Origin of the sequence: Renibacterium salmoninarum ATCC 33209, from assembly GCF_000018885.1 — a bacterium.
Lineage (GTDB): Bacteria > Actinomycetota > Actinomycetes > Actinomycetales > Micrococcaceae > Renibacterium > Renibacterium salmoninarum.
On sequence record NC_010168.1, the window covers coordinates 2814688 to 2829731 of the forward strand.

At 56.9% G+C, this 15044-nt stretch carries 12 protein-coding genes and 1 tRNA gene; 7 read left to right on the forward strand and 6 right to left on the reverse strand.

The window, feature by feature from the left end; translation table 11 throughout:
- Positions 1-190: 190 nt before the first annotated feature.
- Positions 191-1354 (forward strand): trans-sulfuration enzyme family protein, encoded by a 1164-nt coding sequence (locus RSAL33209_RS13920; protein WP_012246527.1) that lies wholly within the window; start codon positions 191-193, stop codon positions 1352-1354.
- Positions 1355-1419: 65 nt separating this feature from the next.
- On the opposite strand, the gene RSAL33209_RS13925 is transcribed toward RSAL33209_RS13920, so the two are convergent.
- Together RSAL33209_RS13925 and RSAL33209_RS13930 are read right to left on the reverse strand one after the other, a co-directional pair.
- On the reverse strand, positions 1420-3066 hold the full coding sequence (locus tag RSAL33209_RS13925; protein WP_012246528.1) for a M4 family metallopeptidase: 1647 nt from the start codon (positions 3064-3066) through the stop codon (positions 1420-1422).
- A gap of 482 nt (positions 3067-3548) precedes the next feature.
- Positions 3549-3624: transfer RNA gene (locus tag RSAL33209_RS13930), tRNA-Lys, on the reverse strand.
- A gap of 176 nt (positions 3625-3800) precedes the next feature.
- On the opposite strand from RSAL33209_RS13930, the gene RSAL33209_RS13935 reads away from it, so the two are divergent.
- The 3 genes from RSAL33209_RS13935 (at position 3801) to RSAL33209_RS13945 (ending at position 6510) form a co-directional block, all read left to right on the forward strand.
- Positions 3801-4436 (forward strand): hypothetical protein, encoded by a 636-nt coding sequence (locus RSAL33209_RS13935; protein WP_012246529.1) that lies wholly within the window; start codon positions 3801-3803, stop codon positions 4434-4436.
- Positions 4437-4870: 434 nt separating this feature from the next.
- Entirely contained in the window at positions 4871-5488 is a 618-nt protein-coding gene (locus RSAL33209_RS13940; RefSeq protein ID WP_012246530.1) for a DUF47 domain-containing protein, read from the forward strand.
- A 2-nt stretch (positions 5489-5490) separates the two neighbouring features.
- Positions 5491-6510: an inorganic phosphate transporter gene (locus RSAL33209_RS13945; protein WP_012246531.1), complete on the forward strand. Its 1020-nt coding sequence runs from the start codon at positions 5491-5493 to the stop codon at positions 6508-6510.
- 55 nt (positions 6511-6565) lie between these two features.
- On the opposite strand, the gene pstB is transcribed toward RSAL33209_RS13945, so the two are convergent.
- From pstB to pstS, 4 genes are all read right to left on the reverse strand, one after another.
- Positions 6566-7345, reverse strand: coding sequence for a phosphate ABC transporter ATP-binding protein PstB (pstB, locus tag RSAL33209_RS13950; protein WP_012246532.1), 780 nt, complete (start codon positions 7343-7345; stop codon positions 6566-6568).
- A gap of 15 nt (positions 7346-7360) precedes the next feature.
- A complete protein-coding gene (gene pstA / locus RSAL33209_RS13955) occupies positions 7361-8458 on the reverse strand; it encodes a phosphate ABC transporter permease PstA (RefSeq protein ID WP_012246533.1) in 1098 nt (365 codons plus the stop codon).
- The gene (pstC, locus tag RSAL33209_RS13960) at positions 8455-9579 is read right to left on the reverse strand and encodes a phosphate ABC transporter permease subunit PstC (protein ID WP_012246534.1); all 1125 of its coding nucleotides are present in this window, start codon (positions 9577-9579) and stop codon (positions 8455-8457) included. The genes pstA and pstC overlap by 4 nt, the downstream gene beginning before the upstream one ends.
- A gap of 105 nt (positions 9580-9684) precedes the next feature.
- Entirely contained in the window at positions 9685-10806 is a 1122-nt protein-coding gene (gene pstS / locus RSAL33209_RS13965) for a phosphate ABC transporter substrate-binding protein PstS (RefSeq protein WP_012246535.1), read from the reverse strand.
- A gap of 251 nt (positions 10807-11057) precedes the next feature.
- On the opposite strand from pstS, the gene RSAL33209_RS13970 reads away from it, so the two are divergent.
- The 3 genes from RSAL33209_RS13970 (at position 11058) to disA (ending at position 15029) form a co-directional block, all read left to right on the forward strand.
- Positions 11058-12215: an FUSC family protein gene (locus tag RSAL33209_RS13970; protein WP_012246536.1), complete on the forward strand. Its 1158-nt coding sequence runs from the start codon at positions 11058-11060 to the stop codon at positions 12213-12215.
- Positions 12216-12393: 178 nt separating this feature from the next.
- On the forward strand, positions 12394-13776 hold the full coding sequence (gene radA / locus RSAL33209_RS13975) for a DNA repair protein RadA (protein ID WP_012246537.1): 1383 nt from the start codon (positions 12394-12396) through the stop codon (positions 13774-13776).
- Between the two features lie 176 nt (positions 13777-13952).
- Entirely contained in the window at positions 13953-15029 is a 1077-nt protein-coding gene (gene disA, locus RSAL33209_RS13980) for a DNA integrity scanning diadenylate cyclase DisA (protein WP_012246538.1), read from the forward strand.
- The last annotated feature ends 15 nt before the right edge of the window (positions 15030-15044 follow it).

The window sequence follows — 15044 nt, forward strand, 5'->3', positions numbered from 1 at the left end:
TCACGGCTCTTTACGTCAAAAGACTCGAATATCAGCCCGCGCGAAACCTGCCGCAATGATCGATCGTGCTCCGCTACCGAATTCGCCGATTAGACATTCCAGCGAATTTATAGGCAATTACTACTACCTTTTACCAAATTTTAAGGAGATACTTATGCCCATTGACCGCAGATAGTCCACAAGGAGTAGCATGCATTCCCTCGACACTATGGCCGTCCACGCCGGCCGCGACGGGCTCACCGAACAAGGTGTTCACACGGTACCGATCGACCTCTCAACAACCGCACCCTTGCCTTCGGTTCACGATGGCGGACTTGCCTACGAGCAGATGGCCACTGGCGATATGCATCAAGCGGGGCAGAGCACCGTTTATCAGCGACTTTGGAACCCCACCGTGGCTCGCTTCGAAGCAGGTGTTGCCACTTTGGAAGGCGCAGCGGAAGCTGTTGCTTTCGCAACCGGCATGGCCGCCCTCAGTGCGGCGTTGCTCGCCGTCGTCGCCACTGGGAAGAAGCACATCGTCGCCGTTCGCCCGCTGTACGGCGGCAGTGACCACATTTTGGCCGCTGGCCTACTGGGCACTGAGGTGACTTTTGTATCACCCGAGGAGGTGCCCGGCGCGCTGCGTGCGGATACTGGCCTAGTCGTGGTCGAGACTCCAGCCAATCCGAGTTTGGAACTGGTAAATATCGCGAATTTGGTGGCGGCAACGGATGGCGTTCCGGTGCTTGTCGACAACACCTTTGCCAGCCCTATTCTGCAACAACCGCTGATACACGGGGCCAGCATGGTGTTGCACAGTGCCACGAAGTTCTTGGGCGGCCACGGTGACGCGATGGGCGGCGTAATAGCGGCTGAACCAGTGTGGACGGAGCGACTTCGCCGGGTCCGCGCGGTTACCGGCGGCATTCTGACGCCGTGGACCGCTTACCTTTTGCACCGCGGCTTGGCTACCTTGCCAATTCGAATCCGTGCGCAACAAGAGACTGCCGGGAAAATTGCTTCTGCTCTGGTTGAGCATGAACTAATCAGCAAAGTCTTTTACCCCGGATTGCCGGAATGCGACCCGATGGGGCTCATTGGCACCCAAATGCTTGGCCCGGGATCATTGGTGGCATTTGAGCTACCCAGCGCCGAGCACGCTGAGCGAGTTCCCGGAGCTACTCGACTGATCACGCACGCGGTGTCGCTAGGCGGTATCGATACCCTCGTTCAACACCCGGCCGGCTTAACACACCGGCCGGTAGTAGCCGAGGCCAAACCGCATGCCAATCTGCTTCGGTTGTCGATCGGGCTAGAAGGCGCCGACGACGTTGCGGCCGATTTGCTGCAGGCCATAGAAAGCACTCGCTAAGCGATCTAAAAGCAAAGCGCCGGTTGCCTCTCGCGAGAAAACCGGCGCTTTCTAGCTATCTCAGGTTATTTGATGCCGACTGCCTTGATGGCGTTGGCTACCTGGGTGCAGTTTGCTGCGGTGGTTCCTGCAACGTTGTTAGAAACGTTTGCACTGCAAGCAGAGTTCAAAGCCTTACCCAAGCTCGAGTAAGTCGCATTTGCGGTCAACTGTCGCTGTGCGGCCCAGTAAAGCTGAGCGGCCTTAGCAATGCCAATTCCGGTCACGGTCTGGCCGTTGAAAGTCTGGCCGTCAGTGATCAAGAATGCGAGCTTGTTGCCCACACCGCTGTTGGAGTGAACTCCACCCTGGTCATTGTTGTCGTTCGGGTTGGTAGCGGTTGGCTTCCAGTTGGAGCCCTTATAGATCGCCGGTTCACCGTACTTTCCGGGATCTTTCATGCTCCGGATCACACCAAGGCTGCTGCCTTCGCCGATTGCCCAGCGGTTAGCTGCAGTGTCATCCGAGCTGCCGTTGCTCAAGTCGATGAACTCGCCGAATACATCGGACATCGATTCGTTGATTGCGCCAGATTCATTTGCATAGACCAAACCATTGGTCTTTTCGGTCACGCCGTGCGTCAGTTCGTGGCCGGTAATGTCGTCGGTGGTCACGCCTTGGCCGTAGGTCATCTGGCCGTTGTACCAGAAAGCATTAGCGAACGGGCACTGCTCGCCGTTCTGGCTGTCAGTCACGCAGATCCGGACCACGGCACGCATTGCCTTGCCCAAACCGTCGCCTTCATCGTTGCCAATAAGTGCGGTCAGATCATTGGCCTTAGTGTTTGCACCGTAAAACGACGCAGTGTCATTCAGAAAGTTGTAAACCGAGTTCACATCGGCCACTGACGATGCAGCTTGGCCTTCAATGCGCGTCGGCTTATTGGCCTGAGTCTTGCCACACTTCAACAGAGCATCTGCATTACTAGCTTCAAGATCGATGACCTTCGAGTTCGCATCGCAGACCACGCGGTTGATGTCCTTGCGATCGGTGCGGTCATTCAAGATAGCGCCGTCGTTGGCAGCTACCGTGAGCACCCGCGATTCTGCGAATCCAGTGGTGAAGCTGAACTGGTACGCCGGGACTGCAACGGAGCCTGTAGCTCCCTTGCCGATAAGAACGGCGTCGAACCAGATTGCTTTCTGGTCAACAAGCGAGATCGCGCTGGCGTCTTTGCCAGCTGAGGCGATCTTGGTTGCCGAAGCCAGGGCTGCTGCTTGGCCTGCGGCCAGATCAGCCGGGAAAGCACCCTTAGTAGCAGAGGTGACTGCACCAATTGCCGAGGTAACAGCGCCCTGACCATCAAGGACCTCAGTAATTGACGAGCCCAGCACCGGGATGCCTGCGATGTTCTGCGTGAACCGCTTGATGTAGTTGTTCGATGAATCATTCAGGCTGAAATCGCTACCTGGCGCGCTCACAAACAAGTTCTTAAGGCCGGGGATTATGGCGCTAGTCTGAGCCGATCGTGCCGAACTCATCGGCGCAGACTTGATGGCAGATTTGAAAGTGATCTGCTCTACATTTCCTTGCGCGGAGAACTCGGTAACGACGTTAGACGAGTCAAGGCTGCCCACCGAGGGGTCAGCGGCTTGAGTGGCGCCCGCGAGCTGCGTTGTACACAGCATGCCAACAGCCAAAGCTATGCCAGTTACGGCGTAGTACTTTTTCATAAACCTATTCCTAAGTTAGAGAAAGCTATCAGTAAACATCTTTGATTACTGAACAGGATTTCCACATAATTAAAACCGCAATATTCCTATTGCGGTTTTCAAAGACTGTGAAAAATCTATGTTTGAAGCTTGTATGAGCTGTCATTCCGCGTCGATACTAGGTAGTCAACTGCCAGAAAACTCCCAGGAATGAGCAATACCAGCTTTTCGGCAGCACTTTCAATCAATCGAGATCAGATTCCGGCACCAATTTATCCTGCAGATTTTAAGCTATTAGAAATCATTGTTTTTAATAATAGGAATCATTAGCAGATGGCTCCCTGGTGCTGGTCAAGATCTCGTTCGATTCATTGACTATTTCCCGCTGGAAAAACCGCATTGATGGGACAAGATGTTTTATCCCGCTGCAGCGTACTGCTCGGTGGGACATCGTTTCGGGGCTAAAACCAAAAGCTCCGGTTCAGAGTTCTGAACCGGAGCAGTGGTGGGCCCTGAGGGGCTCGAACCCTCGACCCACGGATTAAAAGTCCGATGCTCTACCATCTGAGCTAAAGGCCCCGACCAGTCCGCAACCAGGCTCTCCAGTGATCTGAAATGCCTGAAGCAAATGGACGTTAATACCTTACCCCACACCATGCCGTCGTCGAGAATCGAGTACCCAATTCGGCCAAAATCGGCCAATTTGCAACCTAAGTGTTCTCGACCGCACCTGTGCACAGGAGTATCGTCAAATCATGAGTGAGAATGCGCCCCGACCGCATAAACCGGTACCGATGGCCCCGATCGACTTCGAGCCGTTCGCCGGCGGTGCTGATCCGGCGCGCGTCTCCGAAGCTGCGCACCTGGCCGCCCATGCCTTGGTTCACCACGGCAGAGCCAGCGATGATCCCGAGATTACTGCCCGGCTTGTCACGCTGGCAGATCAGCAAGGTCTAGAAGTAATCGCCGAGCTGTGGGCAGAAAGCCCCGCCCGTTCACTTCCCGGTGCGCTCTGGCGGCTTTACGCCTTGCGAGCAGCAACTCAGCGGGACCCCGAACGGATTTCCGTCTACTTCAAAGAGGGCCGAGCCACAGCACAGGTCACAAACGTCGTCGCAGGAGTGGCCGAGCCGCCAGGCGCTGAAGAGTTGAAAACCATGACAGATGCAATCCTCTCTGGCGCTTTCGACGGCGAGTTCGACGTCGCGCTGGAACGCACCGCAGCCTTCTGCCGGGTAGTCGCTTTAGGCCAAACGCACGTTGCCGACGATCGCGAGTTCAGCAATGAAGATCACGCCAGCAAGCTCACCCGCAGCGCCCAACGCCTTGTGAAAACGGCAGAGGACTTGGAGTATGCAGCGTCCGCTTGGCGACGCGGAGAATTAGATTAGCGCCGGTTTCTCCACAACGTCGGGGCAGGCGCAGCTTTCCCCGACGTCCCGGCGAACAGGCAGTCTTTGGCATTTTCTACGCGCAAGCCGCCATCATTGTAGGAGGCGGCCTAGGCCTAGTTCTGTTTCGCAAAACGACACCAAATGAACGTTTCTAGGACTAGCGTCACGTTGACATCTGCATGCCAAGGCTAGACACTGAAGGTGGTGTCGAACCGTGGAACCCCCGGGCTCCATTTCTTAGCCGCTTCGAGCGGCCACACGCCGAGAGGCGCTCCCGGTTCGGCACCATTTACTTGCCCAAAGTGGCTTTCAAGCCTACCGATGTTGCAAGAATTTCACGCTCAAAGCGTAGCAGGTAAGATATCTCCAGTACGGGCCGTTTACTCCAGGTGCCCGGCATCGTGGCAGCTATGAAACGGCGAGGAACCTAGGTGAAGTTACGCCTCTTTCCGCAGGAACGTGCTGGGCTGAACATTCTTTCGCAGATGGCTCAGCAGCTGGTACTCGGCGTACATTCGCTCTCTGAAATTTTTGGTGCAAGTGTGCAAGCGTACCCGCCGCTAGCGGCTCAAATCCGCGAGCGCGAAGCTGAGTCGGCTGACTTGCACTACGCGTTGCTGACTCAGATGCGCACTAGCTTCATCCACCCGCTGCCTCGCGAAGATATGTATGCCCTTTCCAGGATTCTCAATGAAGCCATGGAAAAGCTTGATGCAGCTGCGGAATTGCTCATTCTGTACAAAATTGAACGGGTACCGCGCAGAGCTTCTGACCAGCTTGAAGTGATCGCTCGGCAATCCGAGCTTACGGTGAACGCGATGCGTTCACTCGACGATTTAGATGGTCTAGAAGATTACTGGATCGAGATGTTACGGCTTGCCAAACGGGCTGAGCGAACGCATCGCGTCTTTGTTGCAGAGCTATTGGCGGAAGCACCGTCGGTCAATTACATCAGGCAACGTGACTTCGCCGATCATCTTGTGGCGATCACTAAAGACTTTCGCTTGCTGGCAACCAGGGTAGGCAGCATCATCGTCAAGGAATCCTGACCGTGGCAGTCGTCACGGCTATCTTTTTTGCGCTTATTTGCTTGTTCGCAGCACTCTTCACCATGCTCAACGGCGTTCGAGATGTCGCTTCCACCATCGCCGTCGCAGTGCGGACCCGGGCACTTACGCCGGGCATCGCCGTCGTGCTGGCCGGCTTTTTTAATCTTTTGGGTGCCTTACTCAGCGGTGGACTCGCTTTGGCTCTGCACGACCAGCTGTTCGTGCTGAGGCCTGGCGCTGAAGGATTGTCGATCATTCTCGCTGCGCTCATCGCGGCTCTGATCTGGGGCATCCAGCAGTGGTGGATCGGTTACCCGTCGTCGTCAACGCACGCACTGCTGGGCGGAATCGGCGGCGCTGCCGGGGCAGCAATGCTTAAGGGCGCCCCGGGCCTAGCCGGTCTTGATTCAACGCTTATTTGGCTCGTGGTGCTGCCGCTGCTGGTCTCCCCCGTGATCGCCTTTGCCGCGTCCTATTTGCTCGTTTTCCCGATCGCCTGGTTTTCGCGCTATGCACAACCAAACAACATCAACCGGCGGTTCCGGCGCGCTCAAGCAGTCGCTGCAGGTTCAGTGGCCTTTGGGCACGGTCTACAGGATGGCTCGCGGATCACCACGTTGCTGCTCTTTGCGGTAGTGGCCGCCGGCTATGGCGACCTTGATGGCGCCATTTGGTGGCTAGCCTGCGCCGTAGGCATCTTCCTCACCCTGGGCACACTCGCAGGCGGCTGGCGGATTGGCTACACGCTGTCCAGCCGCTTGGTAAAGGTTGATCCGATGCGAGGCTTTGTGGCCCAATCTGTCAGCGCTGTAATGCTGTTGATCGGCAGTATCGGCTTACATCTACCTTTGGCGACAACTCAACTCACGACGGCGAGCATCATAGGTGCCGGCGTCAACCAGCGGTTTTCAGTAACTAACGGCAGGCTCGCGGGAAAAATCCTGCTTTCCTGGTTTGCCACCCCAGTAGTAAGTGCGGTAATCTCCGGGGTGCTTTACCTAGCGCTGTCGTCACTGATGTAGCTGAAAAGACGCTAGCTGGCCTCTGGAGTGGGGCGCAGTGGCCCCACTCCAGAGATCAGCCGAAGCGACCAGAAACGTAGTCTTCGGTAGCTTTGACTGAAGGGTTGTTGAAGATCGTGGTTGTTTCAGCGTATTCGATCAACTTGCCCGGATTGCCGGTACCGGCGATATTGAAGAACGCCGTCCGGTCCGAAACGCGGGCAGCCTGCTGCATATTGTGCGTCACGATCACCACGGTGAACGTCTCTTTCAACTCATTGATCAGATCTTCCACCGCAAGAGTGGAAATCGGGTCAAGCGCCGAGCAAGGCTCGTCCATCAGCAAAACTTCCGGCTCGACGGCGATAGCGCGCGCGATGCAGAGTCGCTGCTGCTGACCACCTGAAAGGCCCATACCAGGCTTTTCCAGCCGGTCTTTGACTTCATTCCAGAGGTTGGCATCCTTGAGTGACTTCTCCACCAAGTCCGTTGCCTCCGACTTGGAGATGCGCTTATTGTTCAGCCGCACCCCGGCCAGCACGTTTTCCCTAATGGACATGGTCGGGAACGGGTTGGGCCGTTGGAAGACCATGCCGATTTGCCGACGCACCGTTACCGGGTCAACGCCGGTGCCGTAGAGATCGTCGCCATCAACCAGTACTTGGCCTTTGACATGCGCACCCGGAATAACCTCATGCATCCGGTTCAGCGTGCGCAGGAAGGTTGACTTTCCGCAGCCGGACGGCCCGATGAATGCCGTTACCGAGCGGGGCGAGATATCCATCGAAACGTCTTCGACGGCGAGGAAGTCTCCGTAATAAACGTGGAGGTCTTTGACCGAAACACTTTTGGACATGATTTCCTTCCGCCGCTACCGGCTGGTTTTCGGAGCAAACAGCATCGCGATGAGGCGTGCCACAAGATTGAGGATGACCACCAAGATCACCAGGAGCAAAGCCGCACCCCAGCCTTGGTCTAGCGAAAGCTGCTGATCTGGGCCAGGGAATTTATAGCCTGTATATGCCGCAGTGGCCAAGCTAGACATCGGTCCGTCAACGGGGTTCGCATTGAAGTTATTGGTAAAGCTGGCTGCGATGAAGATCGGCGCCGTTTCGCCAATAACTCGCGCAATCGCCAAGGTGATGCCGGTGACAATGCCTGCGATCGCCGTCGGGATAACCACCTTGAGGATCGTGACAACCTTGGTCACGCCCAGCGCGTAGGAAGCCTCGCGGAGATCGTTAGGCACCAGGCACAGCATTTCCTCGCTGGACCGAACCACAATCGGGATCATCAGAACGGACAGTGCGACGGCGGCTGAAATACCGCTAAACGCTTTCGGGCCGAAGACGATGGTGAAAAGCGAGAAGGCGAACAGACCGGCCACAATCGACGGGATGCCAGTCATGACATCCACGAGGAAGGTGACGGTGCGGCGCAACCATTGGTTGGGCTGCGCGTATTCGACCAAATAGATCGAGGTCAGCAAACCGATCGGCACCGAAAACAAGGTAGCCAAGCCAGTGATCTCAAGAGTTCCGACCAGCGACTGCAGCACGCCAGCGGAGGTAACTAACTCCAGCGTGTCCGGATCGATGTGGCTGTCGCCGCCAGAAGTAGTGATGAAGTCCCAGTTGAAAACCTTGATGCCACTGGAAACCACGGTCCAGAGCGTCGAAACGAGCGGCGCCAGCGCGATCAGGAAGAAGACCACTATCAGGCCACGGATGAACCGGTCCATCGCTCTGCGGCGATTTTCCACCACAATTGACAGCACCGAGATCGCCACCAAATAGATAATCGCGGCAAAGACGATAAGGCCCACAATGTTGAACCCGATGAGGCCCAAAATTGCCGCAGCAACAACCAGCGAGCCAAGCACCGTGTAAATATCGATGAACCTTGGCAACTGGCCGCTAGTCAGCAGATTGCGCGTATTGCCCCGCGGCGTTTCAGTCAGCGTGCTCATTTGGCTGCCCCTTCGGTGCTAGCAGAGCCAGTGCTGCCGGGTCTTCGAGCGTGCACATGGCCGTGGTCGCCGTCGGGGTGAATAAGCGAGGCCGGCGAGACAGCGGCGTCGTCGGTTGAGTCAGGGGTCGCAGCTGACGTGGATTTGTCCGCTTTGCTGGACTTTGGTTTGCGATTCACGATGGAGCGCGCCAGCAGATTGACGGCAAAGGAAATCACAAACAGGATCAAGCCGGTGCCAATAAGAGCTGACCGGCCCAAGTCTTCAGCGATGGGGAAGTTGAGCGCAATATTCGACGCGACGGTTTGCGAATTTTGCCCTTCGGTCAGCACGAAGAAGGAAACAATCACCGAAGGCGAAAGGATCATCGCGATCGCCATGGTTTCACCTAAGGCACGGCCGAGTCCCAAGAGGATCGCACTCAACATACCCGAGCCAGCGTAGGGGAAGACGGCTAGTTTGATCATTTCCCAGCGAGTTGAACCCAGCGCCAGCGCAGCCTCTTCGCGCAATTTGGGCGTCTGTAAGAAAATCTCGCGCGAAATCGAGGTGATGATTGGTAACACCATTACCGCCAGCACAATGGCGGCAGTAAGGATCGACGAGCCAGTCTTAGTGACTTCGCAACCAAAGAATGGAATCCAGCCCAAGTATGTGTTGAGCCAATCTTGCAAAGGCAGCAGGAATGGCCGCATTACGAAGATACCCCAGAGACCAAAGACGACCGACGGCACCGCAGCCAGCAGGTCCACAACGTAGCCGAGCGCGTTAGCAAGTTTGCGCGGGCTGTAGTGCGAAATGAACAGCGCGATGCCAATAGCCACCGGAGCCGCCAAAATCAACGCAATCAAGGATGCCCAAACGGTACCGAAGGCTAGTGGGCCAACGTAAGCCCAAAAGCTTGAAAATCCGGCGGTAAAGTCTTTGTTCAGATCCGGGTTGGTGGGCCAATTCGCCATGATGGCAGGCAGGGCGCGCACAATCAAGAAGATCGCAACGCCGGCCAGAATCACCATGATGGAAACGGTGGCAATGGTGGAAAGAGATTTGAAGAACCGATCGGCGGGCCGGGCTTTCGCGGCCGCAGAACCCCCGGTGCTGGCTGCGGTTGACGTGCTCACATCATGCTTTCTTCGCGCTTTGACGTAACTCGAAAGGAATACTGTAGATCAGCGCCAAAGGCCGGTCACCTGTGACTGCTGGGGTGACCGGCCTTCAGCTAATGACTAGGAAACCGTCTTGAGGGTTTCCTGAATCTTGGCGGCAAGCTCGCTCGGCAACGGAGCGGCGCCAGCGTTCTTCGCAGCGATCTTCTGACCCTCTTCGCTTGCGATGTAGCCAATGTAACCCTTGGCCAATTCAGCCTGCTTGGCGTCCTTGAACTTGGTGCAGACGATGTCGTAAGAGATCAACGGGATCGGGTAAGCATCGCCGGAGGTCAGCTTGGTGTAATCGATCTTCTGGGACAGATCGCCCTTGACTTCGCTGGGCGCTGCGGTCACGCCAGTCTGGATAGCCTTGGTCACGCCGTCTGCACTGAAAGCAACGAACTTGTCGCCGGCTTTGACTGATGCCGACTTGAGCTCACCAATTGCGGAGTGGTCGGCGTAGCCGATGGTGCCGTCGCCAGCCTTGACGGTGTTGACTACGCCAGCGCCACCCTGCTGCGCGGACGAGCCTGCAACCGGCCATTTATTGGAAACCGGGTCAGTCCAGACCGACGGCGCAACCTGGCTCAAGTAGTTGGTGAAGTTCTGCGTGGTGCCAGATCCATCCGAACGGGTCACCGTGGTGATCGCGGTAGCCGGCAAAGTCGCGCCCGGGTTGTCAGCCTTGATTGCGGCGTCGTCCCAAGATTTGATTTGCTGCTTGAAGATCTTGGCGATGGTGTCAGCGGAAAGCTGAAGTTTGTCAACGCCCTTGACGTTGAAGACGATCGCTACGCCGTCAAGGTAAACCGGAAGGTTCACTGCGCCGCCAGCACCGCAAACGGTCTGTGCCTTCGTGGCCTGCTCGGCGCTCAAGTAAGCGTCCGAACCAGCGAAGTCATACGAACCAGCGGTGAAGTTAGTGACGCCACCGCCCGAACCCTGCGACTTGTCATAGTTGATGGTGACTCCGGAAGCCTTGGCCTTGAACCCAGCGGTCCACGCGGTCTGCGCGTTAGCCTGCGCGCTGGATCCACCAGCGGTAATGGTTCCGGAAAGTTTGGAGTCATCGACGCCGGCGCTCGAGGACGAGCCTGCGGCGGATGAGTTGTTGGTGACCGAGTTGCCACCGCAGGCGGTGAGCGCAATGGCTCCAACCGCAATGACAGCCGCAACACGACCGTAGCGAAGTACCTTCACTTGGATGCCCCTTCCAGGGTTCTAGCTGAACCGTCGCCCCCCATGAAGGCTGCGCGTCAACTGTTATCTATCGAATTCAGATGTTTTGCAGGAATCTACAACCTTAAACGTAGGCTGCTGAGGTAACGGGATACGCCAGCCAAGATGAACACAGAGTTAACAAGAATTGGACATTGGCGAAAGTAGGCTGTGTTTACGGCCACAATCGCGGTAAAAGCGGTCGTGAATAATTGGCCGCATAGACTGGAGACATGCCCGCACAGAGCTCGGTAAAGCGTTCCGGCGTCCCGCGACGCGCCTGGCCGGCGACCTCCCGATTTTTCCGCGACCGTAGCCGAATTGGTGCTCGTCGGAGTGCGCAGTCTGTAGTGCCAGCGATTCAAATGACAATTTGTGCCGTTGCTGCCTATTCATTCGCCGAATTCGTTTTAGGCCATAGCGGTCCAATCTTCGCCGCCACGTCCTCGCTGATCGCGTTGGGATTCTCGCGTGATCCCCGATTGCGCAGAGTTTTAGAGGTAGCCATCGGTTGCACGCTCGGGATCTTGATGGGCGAGGCCGTGCTCACCTGGGCCGGGGCTGGAATTTGGCAGGCCGCCGTCGTACTTTTTGCCTCGATCATGTTGGCGCGGTTTCTTGACGGCGGTGCGATTTTTGCCACCCAACTCGGTTTACAGTCCGTTTTGGTGATCTTGCTGCCGTTACCAAGCGGCGGCCCGCTCACGCGGAGTTTGGATGCGGTAGTCGGCGGCTGTTGTGCGCTTTTGGTCACGTTGCTCACCCCGCGGGATCCTCGAAAAGAACCCAAACAAGATATTCGCAAGCTGCTTGCCGAGCTAGCTGAGGTTTTGCGTGAATGCAGCCGAGCACTGAGCAGTAGCGATTCGGCCCTGGCCTGGCGTGCCTTGGTTCGCGCGCGGAATTGCCAACCACTTATAGACAGCATGCGGTCTTCGTTGCGATCTTCTGGCGAAGTTGCGACCATATCGCCGGCATACCGGCGCTACAAGGGCGAAATTAATTCGCTTGAGAGCTCGCTGGAATACATCGATTTCGCGCTCCGTAACTCCCGAGTTTTTGCCCGAAGGCTTACCAGTGCCATCAATAATGCGGCGCTCTCGGATGCCGCGGTAGAAAGCATCAGCGAGGTCATTTCGGACACCGCCGACGCCGTCGACCTACTCGCGCTGGGCCTTGCCGAACGCGATGCCAAAGCAAGCGCGATCAATATGCACAATGCGCGTGACGAGCTGACGGTCATTGCCAGCCGACTGCACCCAAAGCTGTTTGGCGTGCAACGGCTCGAAGGCGAAACTGCGGTGATGCTGCTGCGACCGTTGCTGGTGGATTTGATGGAAGCCTCCGGCGTAGAAACCGAAGAAGCGAAAAGCGTACTGCCGGACGTCTAGCTCCCTCCCACCAACCCCGCTCGGCGTTTCAGATAGCTAGACGGCTTTCGGATAGCAAGACAACCGGTCTTCTTGCTATCCGAAAGCCGTCTAGCTATCTGAAACGCCGAGCGGGGTTGGTGGGAGGGAGGACGACGGGCTGAATTTGATTGTCGGTGCTAGTAGGTAGGCTCGTTCCATGGCCAAAACCACTCGCACACCCCCTCCCGGCTTCAAATGCGCCGAATGTGGTTGGACCACCGCGAAGTGGGTCGGCCGTTGCGGCGAATGCCAAGCCTGGGGCACCGTTGAGGAAGTTGGCGCAGTAGTCGCCAAAACGACGGCGGCCAGCACGGTGGCGATTCCGGCAACAAAGATTGCCGAAGTTGATGCAACGACGGCCGCCTACTTAAGCACCGGAGTTGATGAATTAGACCGAGTGCTGGGCGGCGGCGTGGTGCCTGGCGCGGTGATTCTGTTAGCTGGTGAGCCAGGCGTCGGAAAGTCCACTTTGTTGCTCGACGTCGCAGCAAAGTTTGCCCGAGAAAACGGCGATGTGCTCTACCTGACCGGTGAAGAGTCTGCCGCTCAAGTGAAACTCCGCGCCGAGCGGATCGGCGCAATAGCTGAATCGCTCTACCTAGCGGCCGAGAACGACCTGGGCTCTGTTTTAGGGCAAGTGGAACAGCTCAAGCCAAAGCTACTTCTCATCGACTCGGTCCAAACCTTTTCCAGCTCAGTAGTTGACGGTTCAGCTGGCGGAGTCACTCAGGTACGCGAGGTAGCTGCTTCAATCATCGCGGCCGCAAAACGGCTCAATATGACCGCCGTGCTAGTTGGTCATGTCACCAAAGACGGGTCGATTGCTGGCCCGCGGCTGCTAGAACACTTGGTTGACGTGGTCTGCCAGTTCGACGGCGAGCGGCACTCGCGGTTGCGCCTGCTCCGCGCCGTGAAAAACCGCTATGGCCCCACCGACGAAGTGGGTTGCTTTGACCTGAGAGAGCAAGGGATTGAAGGCCTGGCGGATCCGAGCGGACTTTTCATCTCACGCACCAAAGAACCAGTATCCGGAACCTGTATTACGGTTGCGTTGGAAGGCAAACGGCCGTTGGTAGCCGAGGTGCAATCGCTGCTGGCTACTAGTTCGACGTCGCAGCCACGCCGAGCCACCAGTGGGCTCGACTCTGCCAGAGTCTCTATGCTGCTCGCGGTATTGCAGCAGCGTGCGGGCGCAAATCTCAGCAACGAGGATTCGTATGTGGCAACCGTCGGCGGCGTCCGACTCACCGAGCCTGCCACGGACCTGGCTATCGCCCTGGCCATCGCCTCGGCAAAATCCGGCATTGCGCTGCCGGCCAGGTTAATTGCCTTTGGCGAAGTTGGCCTGGCGGGCGAAGTACGACCAGTGCCCGGCATCGGTCAGCGAATCCAAGAAGCACATCGTTTAGGCTTCAGCCACGCCGTAGTTCCGGCAAGCCCAAACGGACCAGGGCCAATCCCGCCAGGATTCGCCGTACGCGAAGTTCACCAACTCAGCGATGCCCTAGAGCTGCTCTTCCCAGTTCCGGCGCAAAGCTGAGCTGGCCAACTGGCACTTGTGAATCCCAGGTTCAGCACTAAGAAGGATCCGCCGGCTGCCGCATCCCACTAGTATTGGCTTAGACGTTCTAGTATTTGCCGCACGGCCGATCAAGCCTGACAATCGGTCGGATTGAGCTATGTCAGTTCGGCGCCTGACCAAGGAGAGGAAGTGCCATGGTTCGCACCCCCGAGGAGTCGCTGCGCGCAACTCTGGCAAGAGTTGCGCCTGGTACCCAACTTCGAGACGGCCTGGAGCGGATTCTGCGTGGACGAACCGGCGCACTGATAGTGCTCGGTTTCGACAAAACCATTGAGTCGCTGTGCTCCGGTGGCTTCGAAATTGATATTGATTTTGCCTCCACCAGGTTGCGTGAACTAGCCAAAATGGACGGCGCTATTGTTTGCGATAAAGACGCCTCCAAAATCATCCGTGCGGCCGTTCAGCTACTGCCCGATCCAACGATCGAAACTCAAGAATCTGGCACTCGGCACCGCACCGCTGAACGAGTAGCGATTCAGACCGGAGTCCCGGTGATTTCGGTGAGCCAATCAATGCAGATCATCGCGCTTTACATCAATGGGCTCCGGCACGTTCTGGAAGGCTCGGAGAAAGTGCTTGCCCGCGCTAATCAAGCTCTGGCAACGCTTGAACGCTACCGTTCCCGACTTGATCAAGTGACCTCTGCGCTATCTGCGTTAGAGATCGAAGCCGTAGTGACAATCCGCGATGTTGCGGTAATTTTGCAGCGCCAGGAAATGGTGCGCCGGATCTCCGAAGAAATTGCGCAATACGTGCTTGAGCTTGGCGTCGATGGACGACTACTCTCACTCCAGCTTGAGGAACTCACCGTGGGCCTTGGCCCAGGTAGTGAAATGGTTATTCGAGATTACTCCGCTGCCGAAGCTGGACAAGAGGACATCGAAGCGGCAATCATCGGACTACAAGACATCAGCGCAACCGAGCTCATTGATTTGAATAAGATCGCGGGCATCGTTGGATTGATGGAGCCCGGGAATTCTCTCGACACCGTCATTCACCCGCGCGGCTACCGGCTGCTTTCCAGCTTCAAGGCCGTGCCAAGGGCAGTGGCTGATCGCTTAGTGGAGCAATTCGACGGTCTGCAGAACTTGATGGCGGCGACCATCGAAGATCTGATGGCGGTCGAAGGCATCGGCGAACAGCGCGCGCGTACCGTGCGCGAAGGACTTTCTAGAATTGCCGAGACTTCGCTGCTGGATCGTTTCCTCTAAAGCCAAAATGCCGAC